General features: G+C 50.3%; 20 protein-coding genes. 16 read left to right on the forward strand and 4 right to left on the reverse strand.

Annotated elements, in window-relative coordinates; all coding sequences use genetic code 11:
• The first annotated feature begins 151 nt into the window (after nt 1-151).
• Nucleotides 152-520 carry a hypothetical protein gene (locus tag L579_RS21765; protein ID WP_152521921.1) on the forward strand — a complete coding sequence of 123 codons (369 nt, stop codon included), beginning with the start codon at nt 152-154 and terminating at the stop codon, nt 518-520.
• Between the two features lie 407 nt (nt 521-927).
• Here L579_RS21765 and L579_RS21770 read toward each other — a convergent pair whose 3' ends face one another.
• On the reverse strand, nt 928-1,947 hold the full coding sequence (locus L579_RS21770) for a RepB family plasmid replication initiator protein (RefSeq protein WP_021186305.1): 1,020 nt from the start codon (nt 1,945-1,947) through the stop codon (nt 928-930).
• A 1,972-nt stretch (nt 1,948-3,919) separates the two neighbouring features.
• Between L579_RS21770 and L579_RS21780 the strand changes: the two genes are divergently transcribed.
• Nucleotides 3,920-4,315 (forward strand): GNAT family N-acetyltransferase, encoded by a 396-nt coding sequence (locus L579_RS21780; RefSeq protein WP_036627989.1) that lies wholly within the window; start codon nt 3,920-3,922, stop codon nt 4,313-4,315.
• Nucleotides 4,312-4,734 (forward strand): ASCH domain-containing protein, encoded by a 423-nt coding sequence (locus tag L579_RS21785; protein WP_036628014.1) that lies wholly within the window; start codon nt 4,312-4,314, stop codon nt 4,732-4,734. The genes L579_RS21780 and L579_RS21785 overlap by 4 nt, the downstream gene beginning before the upstream one ends.
• Here L579_RS21785 and L579_RS21790 read toward each other — a convergent pair.
• The 3 genes from L579_RS21790 to L579_RS21800 all read right to left on the reverse strand — a co-directional run bounded on the left by L579_RS21790 (nt 4,726) and on the right by L579_RS21800 (nt 6,632).
• Entirely contained in the window at nt 4,726-5,043 is a 318-nt protein-coding gene (locus L579_RS21790; protein ID WP_021186308.1) for an ASCH domain-containing protein, read from the reverse strand. The two genes, L579_RS21785 and L579_RS21790, sit on opposite strands and share 9 nt — an antisense overlap.
• 23 nt (nt 5,044-5,066) lie before the next feature.
• Nucleotides 5,067-5,555 (reverse strand): DinB family protein, encoded by a 489-nt coding sequence (locus L579_RS21795; protein ID WP_021186309.1) that lies wholly within the window; start codon nt 5,553-5,555, stop codon nt 5,067-5,069.
• Between the two features lie 111 nt (nt 5,556-5,666).
• Nucleotides 5,667-6,632, reverse strand: coding sequence for a helix-turn-helix domain-containing protein (locus L579_RS21800; protein ID WP_021186310.1), 966 nt, complete (start codon nt 6,630-6,632; stop codon nt 5,667-5,669).
• Nucleotides 6,633-6,925: 293 nt separating this feature from the next.
• Between L579_RS21800 and L579_RS21805 the strand changes: the two genes are divergently transcribed.
• From L579_RS21805 to L579_RS21865, 13 genes are all read left to right on the forward strand, one after another.
• A complete protein-coding gene (locus tag L579_RS21805) occupies nt 6,926-7,972 on the forward strand; it encodes an aliphatic aldoxime dehydratase (RefSeq protein WP_021186311.1) in 1,047 nt (348 codons plus the stop codon).
• Nucleotides 7,973-8,005: 33 nt separating this feature from the next.
• A complete protein-coding gene (locus tag L579_RS21810; RefSeq protein ID WP_021186312.1) occupies nt 8,006-8,872 on the forward strand; it encodes a transporter in 867 nt (288 codons plus the stop codon).
• Nucleotides 8,873-8,985: 113 nt separating this feature from the next.
• Nucleotides 8,986-10,500, forward strand: a complete 1,515-nt coding sequence (locus L579_RS21815; protein ID WP_021186314.1) for an amidase — start codon at nt 8,986-8,988, stop codon at nt 10,498-10,500.
• Nucleotides 10,501-10,533: 33 nt separating this feature from the next.
• Nucleotides 10,534-11,151: a nitrile hydratase subunit alpha gene (gene nthA / locus L579_RS21820; RefSeq protein WP_021186315.1), complete on the forward strand. Its 618-nt coding sequence runs from the start codon at nt 10,534-10,536 to the stop codon at nt 11,149-11,151.
• 12 nt (nt 11,152-11,163) lie between these two features.
• On the forward strand, nt 11,164-11,823 hold the full coding sequence (gene nthB, locus L579_RS21825) for a nitrile hydratase subunit beta (RefSeq protein WP_021186316.1): 660 nt from the start codon (nt 11,164-11,166) through the stop codon (nt 11,821-11,823).
• Nucleotides 11,820-12,257: a nitrile hydratase accessory protein gene (locus L579_RS21830; RefSeq protein ID WP_021186317.1), complete on the forward strand. Its 438-nt coding sequence runs from the start codon at nt 11,820-11,822 to the stop codon at nt 12,255-12,257. Before nthB ends, L579_RS21830 begins: the two co-directional genes overlap by 4 nt.
• A 16-nt stretch (nt 12,258-12,273) precedes the next feature.
• A complete protein-coding gene (locus L579_RS21835) occupies nt 12,274-12,483 on the forward strand; it encodes a CbtB domain-containing protein (protein ID WP_021186318.1) in 210 nt (69 codons plus the stop codon).
• Between the two features lie 10 nt (nt 12,484-12,493).
• Nucleotides 12,494-13,261, forward strand: a complete 768-nt coding sequence (locus L579_RS21840) for a CbtA family protein (RefSeq protein ID WP_021186319.1) — start codon at nt 12,494-12,496, stop codon at nt 13,259-13,261.
• 5 nt (nt 13,262-13,266) lie between these two features.
• On the forward strand, nt 13,267-13,800 hold the full coding sequence (locus L579_RS21845; RefSeq protein ID WP_021186320.1) for a histidine phosphatase family protein: 534 nt from the start codon (nt 13,267-13,269) through the stop codon (nt 13,798-13,800).
• Nucleotides 13,801-13,961: 161 nt separating this feature from the next.
• Nucleotides 13,962-14,600, forward strand: coding sequence for an NAD(P)H-dependent oxidoreductase (locus L579_RS21850; RefSeq protein WP_021186321.1), 639 nt, complete (start codon nt 13,962-13,964; stop codon nt 14,598-14,600).
• Between the two features lie 369 nt (nt 14,601-14,969).
• Entirely contained in the window at nt 14,970-15,779 is an 810-nt protein-coding gene (locus L579_RS23045; RefSeq protein WP_021186322.1) for a lysozyme inhibitor LprI family protein, read from the forward strand.
• A gap of 373 nt (nt 15,780-16,152) precedes the next feature.
• Nucleotides 16,153-17,127 (forward strand): DUF1852 domain-containing protein, encoded by a 975-nt coding sequence (locus L579_RS21860; protein WP_036627993.1) that lies wholly within the window; start codon nt 16,153-16,155, stop codon nt 17,125-17,127.
• 27 nt (nt 17,128-17,154) lie between these two features.
• Nucleotides 17,155-18,183: a methionine synthase gene (locus tag L579_RS21865; protein WP_021186324.1), complete on the forward strand. Its 1,029-nt coding sequence runs from the start codon at nt 17,155-17,157 to the stop codon at nt 18,181-18,183.
• Nucleotides 18,184-18,344: the final 161 nt, after the last annotated feature.

Below are 18,344 nucleotides of genomic sequence, written 5' to 3' on the forward strand. Positions count from 1 at the left end.
CTTTTAAAGCTACACCGCAGAGTTTGCTCAAAGGTTTCCAGTCGTATGCTGAAAATTGGCATTCATACGCTTCTACCCTTTGATAATTCAGCGATCTGGAAAAATGTGACGTAGATCACTCACCAGGATGGAGCGCAAGGTTATCAGTCATATGCAAAATGACTTCTTCTTATTTATCAGTCAACTCACTCACTTTCTATCTTTTAAGGTTTCCAGTCGTATGCAAAAAGTTATCTGTCATATGCCAGAAATCAGCAGTATTGGCGGTCGTGTGAAGATCGTTTACGGCCCTTTTCTGATCAACAAAGGTTGGCTGTTATATGCAAAAGGTTTCCCGTCATATGCTCTAAACACGTCGAGGATCCTCTGGCCGTTTGAAGTTCAAACACAATGTACGCAGACAGGGTATTTGCCGGGTCAAAAGGTTATCTGTCGTATGCAAAAAGTTTCCCGTCATATGCCAGTTACCCGGAATGACGCAAATGCGTTAACTTCCTGTTTTTTGCCATATGATGCATAAAAGGTTTTCAGTCGTATGCTAAAAGGTTATCTGCCGTATGCTGAAGATACCGCATTTGTTGATGCATTGTGGCAACGTGTGATGCTCGTTTTCCCATTAAACATCAGAAGATTAGGTTTATCTTTCAGGGTTTCATAACTGGAAGGTTGGCTGTCGTACGCAGATATTGTATTGATGGAGCATATGGGGTTTTAAAAGTTATCTGTCGTATGCTTATCAGGTTTGAATAAACGGAAAGGTTATCGGTTGTATGCTGTTTTGCAGTTATGTTTGCAGATAACCGCACTGTGAAAGCGATGGTTCGCACCAGAGAAAAGCAATCAGCTCATCCATAACTGGCTGAATGAGCTGATGAAATTAGAAAGGTTAGCCGTGGTATGCTGGCAAAGTTATCACTGAGATGCCTCTCACCGGGAATCGAGACTGATCAGGATCTTGGCTATCTCTTCCTCGCTAAAGCCGGAATCTTTCAGCTTACTGATTTTGGCGATCATCGCCTCATCAACAACCTGAGGTTCATCCTCCGTGCTCCTGTCGAGTTTCAACGATTTATCCGGGATAAGATTTGGATTTCGCTTGGTAATGTTGAAATAGACCGACCTGCCCCGCTTGGTTTCGGTGTATTCGAGATAATTGATCTCTTTGAGCTCCTCCAGCGCCTTACGCACAATGTGATTTTGGTAAGCAATGCGCGATTTCAGCCTCAGACGCTCTCTCAGGCGTTTCATTGAGACCGGGGCCGGATTTCTGGGGAGGCTTTCAATAAACGTGTAGAGGGCCTGTGCAGACTCTTTACGGGGCAAATGATCGATAGCTTTGAGACGCAGATAAACCTTGTAATCCATCTGATAGAGGTCAGCCAGCCGATGATCTCCCTCAATTTCGACTTCGTTCTTCGCCATGTTGTAATGCGCGCTATTGACCAGGCCGGTAGTCAGAGAACCTGTGTCATTACGGAACTGAATTGTCACACCACGCAGGCGCATCAATGAGTCATCGATACGCTTCTTCATGTCTTTGTTTGAACGTTTTGAGTCGAACCCACAGTTCTGTAAAAACTTGGTGAAAGGGAGTTTTAACTTACCGGCAAAGGTACCGTTATCGTAGATCGAACGAATGATCCCCAGCCAGACACGGAAATCTGTCGCCATATCAAGGCGTTCAGAGCGGATAGATATATCTTTATACCCTTCCCGCTTTACGACTTCCAGATGGTAAAGATCCTCGGTAGCATCCACGGTGGACTTAACCGTATTGACGGAGCTCTTAGCCTTCGCGTGATCCGTATTTGGCACGAAAAGCCCTAGCCGCATCAGAGCTACAGGCTGCACCGTTGCAGTTGCCGAAGGATTTAAGTGGACAACTTCGCCCGTTTTCTTATTAACTTCCTCGGTCATGCTATCTAAGTCATTGACTTTCTTAGCCATAAACAGGATCCATTTATCAACAGTTAAATTTGCCACCGCATATGACCGATAACCTTACCAGCATATAAGCGGAAATCAAAGTGCACCTGACAGATAACCCTTTGCATATGACCAGAAACCTTTTGCATACAGACGGAAACCTTTTGCATATGACTGATAACCCAGACCTTAACGTAACCCAGAGATACCAAGGCCTGTAGCGATCCGGGGATCGTTTTGGCTTTTATAGGATCGATATAAGATCGTATTAAGATCAGATTATTGGATCTACCCTGTGAATAACGTGAATAAGTGGGAATGGATTTCAGCAAGACAGAGGAGGTGGATTCCCGGTAGTGCCAAAGGCTATAGCAGGATTACTGATACCGCGTAACACACTCGACTCATCAATAAACAACTTATAACAATCATACCCAACATCATTTTATGATTAACTATATGATTTTATTCATTAAATTTATAAAATTTCAATTTGAAATTCCCATTTAATCGGTAAAAAAATGCTTGAGAGTTGGGGTAACCAATGATGATCTGGCTTTGGTATCCGGTCAGTGACATAAATCGCCGTATCTCAATGAGTAACATTCTGTCACCACCCCTGCTCACTCCCTTTCACCTCTTTGTTGTCCTGGAAAGCGCAGCCATCATGTACATACTAAGTCGCTTTTAAGCAAACAGGAAAATTATGCTGGAGCTGACTGCGAAAACCTCGAAACACGAATTTCAGTAGCGACAGGATGAGAGAAGAACAAAATCGTAAGGTTTTTGGTTCTTTAAAATGACGTCGTTACGTGAAAATTCGGCAAGAAAGACCCTGAAACATTCTCAGAAATGACGTAGCAGCGTCATTAAATTTACATTCATTTGCCATGACTCATTAACTGATTGAATAATCTGCTTTATACAGACGGATAATTCTTTCCCCCTCCCCTCTTCATCGTACGTACCTGGAGCATGGTTGATACATAAAACTGAGGCATAACACCTGACGACATAGTCAGCCGCCATTATCCGCTGTCTCCCGTTACTGCCCCGGCAGCTGTCATGGGCCGCTTCGATCACGACGCGCCGGATCAACTGTGGCAGAAGGGCAAGCTTGAGCGGCCGCATGAAAGGCTGGAAGTATGGTGATACAGCTACGTTATGTGGAACATCGATCTGAAAACCAGGTCGATTTGGATGGGTACACAATATTGAAAGGTGTCTACCATGTCCTCAGTACGTACATTCATCAAACGTTGTCAAATCCGGGAAAAGAGCCAATATTGGCAATTTACGCTACCCTTTCTCATCTGGATGAAATGGAATGACCAGAGTCACTGCGTTGACGCTGTCCAATCCTGGCAGTATCTCCTATGTTCTTATTCCTTCTCGGCAAACGTATTGATGTGTCCTTTAACAGGGTGAAATTACCCTACAAAAAATTAAGCATAACTTATTGTTTAATATCGATTATGTCAGAAAATTTCAAATTGAAATTCCCTGCATTAGTTCAATGAAACGTGAAGGAAACACCCGACACGGGATGTCCGTGGATGTTTTAAGACTGAATCCGCCGTGCCAATTTTGCGCGTTACCACCCATCAGATTTTGAGGGCATATCAAATCAACTGATGATGTTAGAATCTATTTTTCTCTTTTCATCACTGCAATTCAGATATGCTACCTCAACTCGCTGTAGCATCCTGTCGCTCAAAGCAATTACCACGCCGCCCTGCTGTCATGCATTGCGTTTACCTGAGGATAATGGTTCACACACTTACGGCTGTTCGCGATGTTTGGACCCGGTATTAAGGGAAACATCTGCGACCTGTCTGGTGATGCGTTCTGGTGCTTAACCTGGTGGTCAGTAAGTAACCGTCATATCTCTGAGCGTCATGACAAGCGAGCCGGTCAGTTTTATCCACAGGGTTTTGCGTCAGATATGCACCGTGATTGTGGACAACATTTAAAATGTACAGGGATAACAAGGATGCAATGGGAATCAGAAAGGTTGTTATACAGAAGGTCGACTCCTGACGATGTAGGCGATTTGTTCCGTATTTCGAATCCTGACAGAGTCATTGGATTTGGTGTTGTGTTTGCCAGTCAATTTAATGGAAGTAATACCAACAATCTGGGGTATCGATTTGAGCCGGAAGCCTGGGGGAAAGGCTATGCAACGGAGCTTTCCCTGCGCGCCATTCAGTATGGGTTTGAGGAAGTCGGGCTACCGGATATTGTGGGTGTGGTTCGCGAGAATCATCTGGCGTCACGTCGGGTGCTGGAAAAGGTCGGCATGACATTTCTGGAGAAAGTGATGGATCCAGAAGGTTTCGCCTCCAGTCTGATGTTTCGTATTACCAGGGAAGAATGGACGAAATTATGATGGCGTCTGAACAAGTCAAAGCAAAGTATCCGGCAGTCACAGCGTGGTCGTTTGGCGATTCTCCGGAGATGATGGATGAGCTGGCGGCATTAGTGGCGAGTGGAAAAAAAACCGCCACCTGTGGGTCAGTGGCTGGATGTGCAGAAGATGAATGCTTTCCGGTAATCGGTGCCTATGCCCTGGTGGAAGATAGTCAGGGGCATGCCGTTTGTGTCATACGCATTACCGCCGTCCATCTGCTCCGTTTTGAAGATGTCAGCGCAGAACTGGCAGCAAAAGAGGGCGAGGGAGACCTGAGTCTTGCATACTGGCAAACAGAACATCAACGTTTCTTCGAACGCGAAGGGACATTCTCAGCCACGATGGAACTGGTCTTCCAGGAATTCGAGGTTGTTGAGCTGATGACTCGTTCAGTCTGATACGGGGGGAAGATGATGGATGACCGACACTATGGAGTCCATCTCAATCCCCGGATAGTGCTCACGCATACCAGCCAGTAACACATCGTCTGGCCACGCCTGGGTTTTGCCAAGATGCTGTGCCACGGAGAAGAGTGGCATGGTCTCCACATGCGTCACCCAGACAATGATCATGTCAGAAACATCCTCGGCATTCACATATAACATCGGGCCAGACGTGATTTCACGTTCCTGCCAGCGGATGGTGTGGCGCTTCTTCCCGGAACGCACTTCAGGGAGCAGTCGGGGAACAATTTCAAGGCTCTGCATTGTTTTGACTCTCCCTTCAGTGATCAGTGGTTATGATCCCGTAGAAATACCGTCATGACATCCTTCGGAGGAACGCCACCGCATTCTGATATCAGCCAGCCCACTGCTCCACGGTGATAGGTACCGTGGAAAAGGACGTGGTTAATCATATCGATGGCCTTCATTTCGCCGTCACCGCCGTCAACAAATCTGAAGTTAATGGTCTCGGCAAAATCTGCGTCGTTCATCGCACTGATATGTTCAATATACCAGTCAGTACAGGCGTTCATATTGGCTGCCAGTTCGTCACATGATGGTGTCTCAGGCGTATTCAGCGCGGTATATCCATGTGACTGTCCGGTGATATTGGCGCGAAAAATCATATCGACCACGTAGATGTGGTTCATCAACCTTAGCATCAGATGGCGCTTCTGGCTGTCAGCAGAAGCGTCGAGAGCGATTATCGACTTCAGGGTGGCCGCATCAGCCCACTTCTTATACTTCAATAACGTGACTACCGTGTTTCTGTCCATGACCTTCCCTTATGGTTTTTATGTATCAGCAGGATACGCGCACGATGCCGTTCCTGTTGCGAGAAGAGTTATATATGACAAGTTATTGAAAGGGAACTTATACGGTGGATTTTAACCCTGAATATCCTGACGATGCTGTTTCATCACTGAATGCGGGGTAACGCCGAAGGCTTTGCGAAAAGCATGACTGAAGTGAGAGAAGTCAGAGAAACCGTAATCCATCGCCGCCTGAGACACGCTGGTTACCCGCCCCTGTACCAGCGCCTCACGGCTGGCTTCCAGACGTTCCTGCCAGATTATCGCCGCTGGTGTTTTCTGATGCCGGGCAAAGGCGCGAGTCACAGTGCGAACCGAGACATGGTGGGCGAGGGCAATGGTTTCAAGATTCAGAGTTGGATCGGTAAGGTGTCGGCGGATGTAATTTCTGATTTTCGCGTACAAATCACGTTCAACATACTCTTTTTCCGGCGTCTGTAGTTCCAGGCTGAGTACCAGCAGGTCAAGCAGCGTTTGTGAAAAACGCCCGGCCAGATGAGGGTCGCTGAGAAGTTCTGGAGATCGCACTGCCTGGTAGATCATCTCACGTAACGGAATGATGCCGGGACGTGCCTCATCCAGCACAGTGGCTGTCATCGCGTCTGCTCCGGGTAGTTTGCCGCACAGTAAATGTCTGGGGATGCGAATCAGGTGGTTGTTTTGGCCGCCAATGCTGAAACGAAACGTCTGTGCAGCATCGTAAAGCACCAGGTTAGTTGAGCTGAGGTTAGCCTTTCTTCCCCCCTGTTCCAGTTGACCGTAGCCGTCCTGAAAACAGCCCAGCCATAAGTCATCCTCTGGCCCGGTGCGCAGATGTTTTGCCTTGCGTTCCCAGTAATGCAGGCTGGCACTGAGGGTGCAAATATCAACCAGTCCAACCTCACGCACGCCCAGCTCACCATCAAAGGTTCCCGAGAGGGGTTTACCATCAGAGGGGATGCAGTGGCGCAGAATCACATCATTCCAGTACTCAAAGCGCTGTGGTCCTGCAACCTGTGCGGTGGAATAGCGGACATTATCGGGAGCAAATGTACTGTTCACAATCACACCTCATCGTGGCAATTAATTGTCATAACTCATCATTTCTGACTGAAAGCAATAATTGCGCCATAGCTACGCGGTATCTTTTAAATCAGTAGGTTACTGCCAGTTAAAAATGGAGGACGCGCCAGATTAGGGCAATGCTGCACCATTTCCATCCCACCAGCGAGGGTTTTACCCCCTGTCCAGAACAGCCAGGATGTTGTCCACCACAACCAGGTGAGCCGCCGATTTCTCCTTAATATCGATGATGATTTTTCTTAACAACAATAACGCCTCACCAGGGAGTCATTATGGAATCTGCCATCGACACGCATCTTAAATGTCCCCGCACGCTTTCCCGTCGGGTGCACGACGATTATCAACCGCCTTTCCCGATGTTCGCCGGACGAGCCGACGCCAGCCTGACTCAGGTGGTTATGGCCTATCTGGGCGTGCAGTTTCGTGAAGAACAACGTGCAGCAGCAATCAATGCCATGCAGCAGATGGTGCGTAGTTTCAGCCTGCACAACGGCCCCGCTAATCATGACGTGACCTTTCACACCGATAACCAGGGGTTTGGAAACTTTATTGTTGTCGGTTACTGGCGCGATCCGGCGGCATATTGCCGCTGGCTGCATCAGCCAGAGGTAGCCGATTGGTGGTCATCGGATGATCGTCTGCACGAAGGCCTGGGATATTTTCGCGAGATTATTGCCCCGCGCGCGGAGCAATTCGAGACGCTTTACGCGTTTAAAGAGGATCTACCCGGTGTTGGTGCAGTGATGGATAACCTCAGTGGCGAAATCCAGGAACATGGTTATTGGGGTTCCGTACGCGACCGCATTCCGGCGTCCCAGACGGACTGGCTGCAACCGGATGGCGAACTCCGCATTCTTTCCGGCAACCCGGCGGTGGGGGGGAGGGTGGTGGTACAGGGTCATGACAACATCACCCTTATCCGCTCAGGCCAGGACTGGATGGAGGCAGATGAACAGGAGCGAGCGCTGTATTTCACCGAAATGTTGCCACCTCTTCAGGCTGGGATGGATTTTCTGCGTGATGAAGGGCAGGCGCTCGGCTGCTATAGCAATCGTTTTGTGCGCAACGTAGACATCGACGGTAACTTGCTGGATGTTGCCTACGATATTGGTTTCTGGCGCTCACTGGATCGACTTGAGCGCTGGGCGGAATCTCATCCCACCCATCTGCGCATCTTCACCACCTTCTTTCGCGTAGTGACCGGACTGCAAAAACTCCGGCTCTATCACGAAGTATCGGTTTCAGATGCGCGCTTTCAGACGTTTGAGTACATCAACTGCCATCCCTGTACCGGGATGCTGCGTGATGCCGTGCGCTGACCCCCTTTGTGCGCCATTTTCCGAGGAATGATTATGTCAGGTTTACGCTTTTGCCTGCTGGGTATGCTGTTGTCTGCGACATCGGCGTTTGCTGTTGAAGTCGCGCCAGGCGATTACAGCCAGTTCCCCGACGGTACCACGGTTGGTCTGCTGTATTACCAACACGCCACCACCGGCTCGGCCCGCTCTCACGGTGACAAAGTCAGTTCTGATTACAATGTCACGTCCGATATCGGCATGTTGAGGTTATTGCATACCGTGCAAATCACCGAGACGGCAACGCTTGATCCACAGTTTCTGCTGCCGTTCGGTCGGGTTTTTGGCAGCGGGGATGCCGCTTCACTGGGTTCAGCCAATGGCACCGGTGACCTGATCCTGACGGTTCCGCTCAAAATTCGGCTGAACAGCGGGGGAGACATCTTCGGTTTTGCCCCCTATCTCTACGTTCCAACCGGGAACTATGACCATGACAACGCGCTAAATCTGGGTGAGAACCGTTGGAAGGTGGATTTACAGGCCGCCTGGGTGAAGTTCTTCAGCGAAAAATGGGCGCTGGATATGGTCGGGGACGCCATCTGGTATGGCGACAACAACGATTACGGCGCGGCGTCATCCCGTCTGAAGCAGGACAACTCATGGGCTGCGCAGATTATGGGGCGCTATATCCCTGATCCGACGTTCTCGCTGGGCCTTGGTTTCGGGCAGACCTGGGGCGGTGAAACCCGTATCGACGGCGTAGAGCAGGACAACCAGAGCCAGACCACCAACGTCCGACTGACGGCCACTAAGTTCGTCACGCCACGCGATCAGTTCCAGATCCAGTTGGGCAGGGATCTGCGCGTCGAAAATGGCGCGGCAGAGGATTTCCGCCTGAATCTGCGTTACGCCCGTGTGTTCTGAGGTTGTCCTTCCTGACCAGGAGTTTGTCCGTCTCAACCATGTGAACAAACAACAACCGCGTTATGTTCGGGTCAGGGTTAACACCGTTAATGATTTAAATCAGGGAAAAAATGATGGCTATTGAACGTCCGGATGCAGCGCAGCTGCATCACCTTGCCAGCCAGCTCCATCTGCAACTCAGTGATGAAGAGGCGGCTGAATATCTGGCGCTTATGCAACCCAATCTGGATGCCTATGACCTTATCGATGAGCTGTCAGATGAGATGCCGCCCGTTAATTATCCGCGGCAGCAGGGCTACCGTCCGGCCGGAGAGGAAAATGCACTGAATGCCTGGTATTACAAAAGTGAAGTCAAAGGGGCAACTGAAGGGCGACTGGTCGGCAAAACCGTGGCCCTCAAGGACAACATTGCCCTCGCCGGAGTACCGATGATGAACGGTGCGACGTCGCTGGAAGGGCATATCCCTCAGTTTGATGCCACCGTGGTGACCCGTCTGCTGGATGCCGGCGCCACCATCCTCGGCAAAGCCACCTGTGAACATTTTTGTCTGTCGGGTGGCAGCCATACCTCCGATCCTGCTCCGGTGCAGAATCCCTGGCGACAGGGCTACAGCGCGGGCGGCTCCTCGTCAGGCAGTGCAGCGCTGGTGGCGGCTGGCGAGGTGGATATGGCAATTGGTTGCGATCAGGGGGGATCGATCCGCATTCCTTCCGCATTTTGCGGCACCTATGGCATGAAACCCACCCACGGGCTGGTGCCTTATACCGGCATCATGCCGATTGAAGCCACCATTGATCATGCTGGCCCTATCACCGCGACAGTGGCGGATAACGCTCTGATGTTGGAAGTGATGGCCGGTCGGGATGGCCTCGATCCCCGACAATATATGTCACGCGGTGGCAACTATAGCGCGGCACTCGGCAAGGGGGTCAAAGGGTTGAAAATTGGCATCCTCACCGAAGGATTCCAGTTGCCCAATCTACAGCCTGATGTGGCCCTTAAGGTGCGCAATGCCGTGGCCAAACTGGAAAACCTGGGTGCCGTGGTTGGCGAAATCTCGGTGCCGGGTCATCGGCTTGCCGCCGCCTTATGGTCACCAATTGGCTGTGAAGGGCTGACTATGCAGATGATGCACGGCAATGGCATGGGTTTTAACTGGGAAGGGCAGTATGACGTTGCTCTGCTCGACAAACATGCCGCCTGGCGCGACCACGCTGACTCGCTCTCTCCTTCACTCAAAATTTGCATGCTGATAGGCCAGTACGGACTGTCGCGTTACCACGGTCGGTTTTATGCCAAAGCACAGAACATCGCCCGGCGTGCGCGTGCTGATTATGACCGTGCCCTGGGTGATTTTGATCTGCTGGTGATGCCGACGGTACCGATCACCGCACAACCCCTGCCCGAACCTGATTGCTCCATCACTGAATACATCTCTCGCGCCTTCGAGATGATTGGTAATACCGCTGCGCTGGATGTCACCGGCCATCCGGCGATGTCGGTTCCCTGTGGATTAGTGGACGGACTGCCGGTTGGCATGATGTTGGTAGGTCGCCACTACGCGGAAAGCACGATTTATCAGGCCGCTGCTGCATTTGAAGCCAGCGGTGACTGGAAACAGCTGTAAGCAATTAACCCACTGTCATTACGGAGAAACACGATGGCACACGACCATGATCATGAACATACCGAACCCCCGGCGGAGATCGCTTTACGGGTGAAAGCGCTGGAGTCGCTGCTGGTTGAGAAAGGGTTGGTGGACCCGGCGGCAATGGATGCGCTGATTGACACCTATGAACACCGCATCGGTCCACGCAATGGTGCCAGGGTGGTGGCAAAAGCCTGGAGTGATCCTGATTACAAAGCACGTCTGTTGGCTGACGGGACTCAGGCCATTGCTGAGCTGGGATTTTCTGGTGTGCAGGGCGAAGACATGATGGTGGTTGAGAATACCCCGGAGGTCCACAACGTGACGGTCTGCACGCTATGTTCCTGCTATCCGTGGCCGACACTGGGTTTGCCTCCGGCATGGTACAAATCCGCGCCTTACCGCGCACGCATTGTTATCGACCCGCGCAGTGTACTGGCTGAGTTCGGGGTGACAATTGGTGCAGATCGCGAAATCCGCGTGTGGGACAGCAGTGCTGAACTGCGTTATCTGGTGCTGCCGGAAAGGCCAGCCGGGACCGAGGGCTGGAGCGAAGATCAACTGGCCGATCTGGTGACGCGAGACGCGATGATTGGCACCGGCGTGGCATTACAACCTGGCAGCAATTAACGGGAGATACCGATGAACGGGATACACGATCTGGGCGGCATGCACGGTATGGGTGCTGTCATTACCGAACCTGACGAACCGCCTTTCCACCACGAATGGGAGCGCCGGGCTTTCTCGCTATTTGCTTCGTTGTTTGTTGGCGGTTACTTCAACGTCGACATGTTCAGACATGCGATTGAGCGCATGAACCCGGCGCATTACCTGGAAGAAAGCTACTACGAACACTGGATGCATGCCTTTGAGACTCTGTTACTGGAGAAAGGGGTGATTACCCGCGAGGAACTTGCTGGCAAAGTCGCAGCCGTGCCCGCCAGCGCGGAAACACCGGTGCTGCGTTCAGATATGGTGCAGGCCGTGGTCAATACCGGCGCTTCAGCTCGGGTGAATGCAGAGGTGAGCGCCAGATTTCGTGTTGGTGATCAGGTCAGAGCGAAGAACCTTAACCCTGTCGGTCATACCCGACTGCCACGTTATGCACGCGGGAAAATCGGCACCATTGAGATTGATCACGGCGTGTTTGTCACACCAGACACGGTAGCGCATGGGCTGGGTGAACATCCGCAACATGTTTACAGCGTCAGGTTTGCCGCCACCGAACTGTGGGGAGCTGATGCGCCACCGAAAGATACGGTACGTATTGATTTGTGGGACGACTATCTGGAGGCCTTATGAGCAAAGATGTCTCGATCGTTATCCCCGGTCAAGATGCCGACAGCGCGCCTTTTGAACATCCGTGGCAGGCACAGGTGTTCTCGCTGATTGTTCACCTGCATCAGGCGGGAAAGTTCAGCTGGAATACATGGGTGGAGGTCTTCAGCCGAGAAATCAAAGCCGCACCGGCACGGGCGGATGAAAGCATCAACGATGCTTATTACCGCCAGTGGGTGTCTGCGGCTGAGAAGTTGATTTTGTCGCTCGCAATGACCGAAGAAGCAGACATTGCACAACGTGCTACGGAATGGCGTCAGGCGTATTTGCATACGCCGCACGGCATGCCGGTAGTACTGAGTAACGCCAGTTGCCCGCCCGCGCACAGCCATCAACACCCAACATTGCGGGTGCCGGTGGCGGTTAGCCCGGCCGCCCGTACCGCTGAACTTTCATAATTTAAGAGGAATTTGTATGAGTCACGTCGCGACATCGAGCCAGATCCAGAACACACCCATCCCGCTGGTATCTTTGCTGCCCTGGGCGGCATTCATCACCTTGATGGTGTTGCTGGCTGTCTATTTTGTTGGTGCCGAACAGGGGGCTACCGCCGTCTTTTCTGGTAACCAGGTCCATGAGTATTTTCATGATGCCCGCCATTTGCTGGGTTTCCCCTGCCACTGAGGATAAGTCTATGACCGGAAAACTCCTGTTGCAGGGCATGATGGCCGGGATTCTGGCGGGCATCATCACCTTTGGTTTTGCACATATTTTTGGCGAGCCGCAGGTCGATCGGGCAATTTCTATCGAAGAACAACTTTCTCATCCGCATCTGCCTGCCAGCGCTGAGAAGGGTCATCACCATGATGAGGCTGATGGGGAAGTCTTCAGTCGCCAGACCCAGTCCGGTGCCGGATTGTTGAGCGGGATGATCCTGTTCAGCGCTGCAATGGGGGGCGCGCTGGCGCTGATCTGGTCTTTTTGCTGGCAACGCACTGGCCCGGCGCATCCTCGCGCCCTGGCACTGAGTCTGGCGATGGCCGGGTTTCTGGTGATGAGCCTGATGCCGGGCCTGAAATATCCACCGAACCCTCCGGCGGTGGGGGATCCGTCCACCATTGGTTACCGGACCAGCCTCTACTTTGCCATGCTGCTGATCTCCGCTGTGATCATCGTGGCGGCGGCGTGGAGTGCGCATCAGATGAAACGTCGGCTGGGGGCATGGAATGCCGCGCTGTGGGGCGCGATGTCAGGCTGCGTGATGATGATTGCCGCCTGTATGCTGATGCCCGCGATCAATGAGATCCCGGCCAGCTTTTCGGCGGATGTGTTGTGGCGCTTTCGCCTGAGTGCCTTCGGTACCCAACTGACGATGTGGTGCGTGATGGGAGTGCTGTTTGGGGCTTTCGCCGAGAAGATTGTGCAAAAACCCGCCCTGCGCCAGTGGGCGGATGTGCACTGATCCCGATGGCAATCACCCTGCAACTGATTTGCCAGGGGGAAACCCTGGCAAACCGGCAATCACGGTTTCCCGCTGATGACCCTTTGTGCGAACAGGCTTTACCACAACGGTTCGGGCCTTACAGTCAAATCTGGATTGCGGCGAGTGTGGCGAGCATCCAGACGGCCCAGGCTTTGGGGCTAAGCGGAGAGCAGGTGACCGCGCTGGTGGAACCTGGTTATGGTCGCTGGTCGGGTTTAGCCATCAGGGACGTGATGACACAGGAGCCAGACGTTTTTATGCGCTGGCTCAAAGGCGAGGCACCACCTGATGGGGAATCTCTCCAGCAGTTGATGGTCCGCTGTGAGGGATGGTTGACGCAGTGCGTCGCGCTACGGGGACTGCACTGCGTCATCGTCTCTTCAGCCGTGATCCGCGCGATGGTGGTCACTGTCCTGGGCGCGCCACCGCACGCGTTTAACGCCATCGATATTCATCCCTTGAGCGTGACGCAACTGCGCAGCGACGGTAAACGCTGGCATTTGTGCCCTGGCAAGTGACAGGTTGCGCGTCAATATTCTCGCTCTTCTTCGCTGTGCATAGCTCGTTCTGCTTCAGATGAAATGAAGGCGTACTGTTAACATCAACGCGTTTTGCAGGTGAGTGCTGCCGGAGCGTGGCTGCTGTTATCTGCTTTCTTCCACATCTAAAGGAAAATATTGTGTCGATCGTTAATGAAAAACTTGCCTGGCGCTATGCGACCAAAAAATTTGATGCCAGCAAAGTGGTGCCTGAGGATAAGCTGGAACGCATTATTGAAGCGGTACGCTTAACCGCCACCTCCAGTGGCTTGCAGCCGTTTGAGCTGTTGGTTGTTACCAATACTGAAATCCGCGAAAAAATTCGTGCGGTTGCCTGGGACCAGGCGCAGGTGACGGATTGTTCTCATGTGTTGGTGTTTGCTGCCTGGGATGACATCACGCCAGAACGCGTCCATATGATGTTTGATCTGACCAATGAAGTCCGTGGCTTCCGTAATGAAGGCTGGGAAAACTATCGTCAGATGTTGCTGGGTATCGTGGGTGAACGTGGTACTGAAGCAAATTATCAGGCGGCGGCACGTCAGGCGTATATCGCACTGGGTAGCGCCCTGATTGCGGCGGCGTTTGAAGAAGTTGATGCTACACCGATGGAAGGTTTCGACCCGCAGGCCGTGGATGAAATCCTCGGTCTGAAGGAGAAAGGATTACGCAGCGTGATCATCCTGCCGTTGGGCTATCGTGCGGCTGAAGGTGACTGGCTGGTCAACCTGCAAAAAGTTCGTCGCAGCCGCGAAAACTTCGTCACTGAAATCAAGTAAACGAAACCGTAGCGGTACGATAATTGAAGTGAACCCCGAAAGTTGGATACTCATTCCAATGAGTAGGGGGAACTGTAATCATCAGCCGTAACCGGGTGTCATTCATATGACGCGTTACCAGGACATTGCATCAGTCGTCCATCCGCCTCCGGCAACAGATCAACCACGGCGTCTCCCAGACACCAGACTCGTGCTGACATGAAATTTCCTCCATAGAATGAGTCTGTGAAAACTAACTAAACCGGTTTAGCAAGGCAACAGAAATTTTATCTGAAGTCGGATGCTATAAGGAATTCTGAGGTTCTGCCGATACTCAGTTTTAGTCAAAATGGTCGAAATAGATCTATTCGTTTCAGCAGGAAGCCGGTAATGATGAAAAAGAGAAACGTAATATTTATTGCAGTAGGTATTTTATGGCACATGCCGGTATACGCAGCTTCGTTTGATTGCAAAAAAGCCAGCAGTTACGCCGAATTGACTATCTGTTCCACACCGTCTTTATCTTCCCTCGACGATAAACTGAATGCGCTGTACCGCAAAGCATTAACAGAAAAAGCGGATCAAGCGACGATGATAAAAAAATCACAGCTGTTGTGGCTGAAGAGTATCAGAAACAAAGCGACAACAGTTTCGCAACTTGATTCGGCTTATAAGGGGCGAATCAATGACTTAGTGGCTGTGCTGGGCGTGCTTCCGGAACAAAAAACCGCTGAATCTGCTGCACCTTCCGTCCGTCAGGTAAACCCGGCATCACCACCAGCACCAACTAATCTTCAGCAAGCGGTACAAGATGATGGTGGTGTCCCACCGAGTTTTCCTTCTCACACGGATCCGGTGACAAAGGTATGTAAGGTATCCATGCAGTATGGTCGTGGATTTAAGGACAAATATCTCAGTGGCAAGAAAAATGATCCTTACACCATTAAAGTGACGGATTCTGGAGACAGCTTTGTTATTCATTTCGACCAAAATTACGGGCTTGGCGATATGGACAGCGGAGAGATAAGTGCTCTGGGCCAGGAATACTTAAATATTAAGAAAGAAAGTGACGGCAGTACCTCCTACTATACGCGCCCTGCCAATGCTAAATTTTCCAGCTATAGACTCAAATCAACCAGCAATAACGAAACTCAGCTACAGGTGATACTGTATGCTTGTAACGTTGCTGCGGCATCTTGAATCGAGATACAGTCTATTCGTCTTGTCAGTTTCTGACACAGGGCTGCTGTTGCAGCCCTGAACTCACCTTCACAGAATACGAGCGCAGTAACCCAGCTTCCTCATAACTGTATGATTTAAAAGTAAAGTTATGTAGGGTGGGACATTTTGCAACCCTGCCAGCCCTGACCGTGCATCTGATCATGAACATGACTCATGCTGTATTGAAATTAAATCACTTTTCTCCATCCAAAAGCTCTGGCATAAAATATGCATTATCAATGTTAAATCAGATAAAAAATACTGAATGAGAAAACCCCAAAAAATTGGGTGACTTTCAACCAACCAAACGTCTTTTCAGTATTTATCTCAGATATCAGGGTGCCGGATTGCGATGAATAAAGATCTTACATTTTCTATTAAGCGTATTTCTTTCGACGAAAATTATAACCCCTCCAAAAATACGCGCATCACGACTAACTTTGCGAACTTAGCACGAGGCGAGAAACGTCAGGAGAACTTGCGTAACGCCTTAGTGATGATTGACAACCGTTTCAATTCGCTGGCGCACTGGGATAACCCGAATAACGATCGTTATTCAGTTGAACTGGAAATCATTTCTGCTGAGTTGAACATTGGTGCTGAAGTTACCTTTCCGGCGATTGAAATATTAAAAACAAATATCGTTGATAAGAAAACCCAAGAGCGTATTGACGGTATTTTAGGCAATAATTTCTCTTCTTATGTACGGGACTATGATTTTAGTGTGGTTCTTCCTGAACATAATAAAAAACAATCTGGCTTTAGCACGCCCGATAACTTTGGTGATCTACATGGGAACCTATTCAAGTCCTTCGTGAATTCCGATGCGTATCAAGAGAATTTTAAAAAATCACCGGTTATCTGCCTGAGTGTTTCCAGTAAGAACGTCTATCATCAGACGGGAAATCAGCATCCGGTACTTGGCATCGAATACCAGCAAGATGAGCTCTCCCTGACTGACCTTTATTTCAATAAAATGGGGTTACAGGCACGCTATTTTATGCCGGCGAACAGTGTTGCGCCTTTGGCCTTCTATTTTACTGGCGATTTACTCAGTGATTACACCAACCTTGAGCTGATCAGCACCATTAGCACAATGGAGACGTTCCAGAAGATTTATCGCCCTGAGATTTACAATGCTAACTCTGCGGCAGGAAAATGCTACCAGCCAAGTCTGAAGCATCAGGATTATTCCTTAACTCAAATTGTTTATGATCGCGAAGAACGTAGCCAGTTGGCTATTGAACAAGGAAAGTTTACTGAGCAGCACTTCATCAAACCTTATCAAACTGTTCTTGAGCAATGGTCTGCTGCGTCCGTTCTTTGATTAACCGAAAGTACAAGGTCACCTGTGATGAAAAAATTATTACCTACTTCAACTGCTGGCAGTTTACCTAAGCCTTCCTGGCTGGCACAACCTGAGACACTTTGGTCACCCTGGAAATTGCAGGATGCGGAATTAATTGAGGGCAAACAAGATGCGCTGCGTTTGTGCCTGGAAGATCAATTAAAAGCCGGTATTGATATCGTCAGTGATGGTGAGCAAACACGCCAACATTTTGTCACGACCTTTATTGAGCATCTCAGCGGCGTTGATTTTGAGAAACGCGAGATCGTTAAAATTCGTAATCGCTATGAAGCGAGTGTACCGTCCGTTGTGGGTGAAGTTGCGCGTCAAAAGCCCGTATTTGTCGAAGATGCCAAATTTTTACGTCAACTAACCAGTCAACCGATCAAATGGGCCTTACCGGGTCCGATGACGATGATTGATACACTTTATGATGGACACTATAAAAGCCGTGAAAAACTCGCCTGGGAATTCGCCAAAATTCTTAACCAGGAAGCCAAAGAGTTAGAGGCGGCAGGTGTTGATATTATCCAGTTTGATGAACCTGCATTTAATGTCTTTTTTGATGAGGTGAATGACTGGGGGATTGCCGCTTTAGAAAGAGCCATCGAAGGGCTTAAATGTGAGACGGCTGTGCATATTTGCTACGGCTATGGCATCAAAGCCAATACCGATTGGAAAAAGACTCTGGGGAACGAGTGGCGCCAATATGAAGAGGTGTTCCCTAAACTGCAAACATCCAACATTGATATCATTTCCCTGGAATGTCACAACTCGCATGTTCCAATGGATCTGATTGAACTGATTCGCGGTAAAAAGGTGATGGTGGGGGCGATCGATGTGGCAACCAATACCATCGAGACCCCGGAAGAAGTCGCCGCTACGCTGCGCAACGTGCTTAAGTTTGTCGATGCTGACAAACTCTATCCGTCTACCAACTGTGGCATGACGCCGCTACCGCGCCGGGTCGCCAGAGGCAAGCTGGAAGCGTTAAGCGCGGGTGCAGAAATCGTTCGAAAAGAGCTGCTGGGCTGACGTTAGCAAACAGTGATTGATGGCAGGGCGCGATTTATCGCGCCTTTTTTATATTCAATTTTTTTGAATTCTTTCAGCAAATCCCTCAGCTTTTCCTCACCCGCCGACAGGTCTATTCTCTCTCACATCGAGGCACAACGCCTCACCGATTAAACAAACTT

This window comes from Pantoea sp. AS-PWVM4, assembly GCF_000468095.1.
GTDB lineage: Bacteria > Pseudomonadota > Gammaproteobacteria > Enterobacterales > Enterobacteriaceae > Pantoea > Pantoea phytobeneficialis.

Coding starts and splice junctions, on each gene's coding strand:
- L579_RS21765 (WP_152521921.1), top strand. CDS start 152: ATGCAAAATGACTTCTTCTTATTTATCAGTCAACTCACTCACTTTCTA.
- L579_RS21770 (WP_021186305.1), bottom strand. CDS start 1,947: ATGGCTAAGAAAGTCAATGACTTAGATAGCATGACCGAGGAAGTTAAT.
- L579_RS21780 (WP_036627989.1), top strand. CDS start 3,920: ATGCAATGGGAATCAGAAAGGTTGTTATACAGAAGGTCGACTCCTGAC.
- L579_RS21785 (WP_036628014.1), top strand. CDS start 4,312: ATGATGGCGTCTGAACAAGTCAAAGCAAAGTATCCGGCAGTCACAGCG.
- L579_RS21790 (WP_021186308.1), bottom strand. CDS start 5,043: ATGCAGAGCCTTGAAATTGTTCCCCGACTGCTCCCTGAAGTGCGTTCC.
- L579_RS21795 (WP_021186309.1), bottom strand. CDS start 5,555: ATGGACAGAAACACGGTAGTCACGTTATTGAAGTATAAGAAGTGGGCT.
- L579_RS21805 (WP_021186311.1), top strand. CDS start 6,926: ATGGAATCTGCCATCGACACGCATCTTAAATGTCCCCGCACGCTTTCC.
- L579_RS21810 (WP_021186312.1), top strand. CDS start 8,006: ATGTCAGGTTTACGCTTTTGCCTGCTGGGTATGCTGTTGTCTGCGACA.
- L579_RS21815 (WP_021186314.1), top strand. CDS start 8,986: ATGGCTATTGAACGTCCGGATGCAGCGCAGCTGCATCACCTTGCCAGC.
- nthA (WP_021186315.1), top strand. CDS start 10,534: ATGGCACACGACCATGATCATGAACATACCGAACCCCCGGCGGAGATC.
- nthB (WP_021186316.1), top strand. CDS start 11,164: ATGAACGGGATACACGATCTGGGCGGCATGCACGGTATGGGTGCTGTC.
- L579_RS21830 (WP_021186317.1), top strand. CDS start 11,820: ATGAGCAAAGATGTCTCGATCGTTATCCCCGGTCAAGATGCCGACAGC.
- L579_RS21835 (WP_021186318.1), top strand. CDS start 12,274: ATGAGTCACGTCGCGACATCGAGCCAGATCCAGAACACACCCATCCCG.
- L579_RS21840 (WP_021186319.1), top strand. CDS start 12,494: ATGACCGGAAAACTCCTGTTGCAGGGCATGATGGCCGGGATTCTGGCG.
- L579_RS21845 (WP_021186320.1), top strand. CDS start 13,267: ATGGCAATCACCCTGCAACTGATTTGCCAGGGGGAAACCCTGGCAAAC.
- L579_RS23045 (WP_021186322.1), top strand. CDS start 14,970: ATGATGAAAAAGAGAAACGTAATATTTATTGCAGTAGGTATTTTATGG.
- L579_RS21860 (WP_036627993.1), top strand. CDS start 16,153: ATGAATAAAGATCTTACATTTTCTATTAAGCGTATTTCTTTCGACGAA.
- L579_RS21865 (WP_021186324.1), top strand. CDS start 17,155: ATGAAAAAATTATTACCTACTTCAACTGCTGGCAGTTTACCTAAGCCT.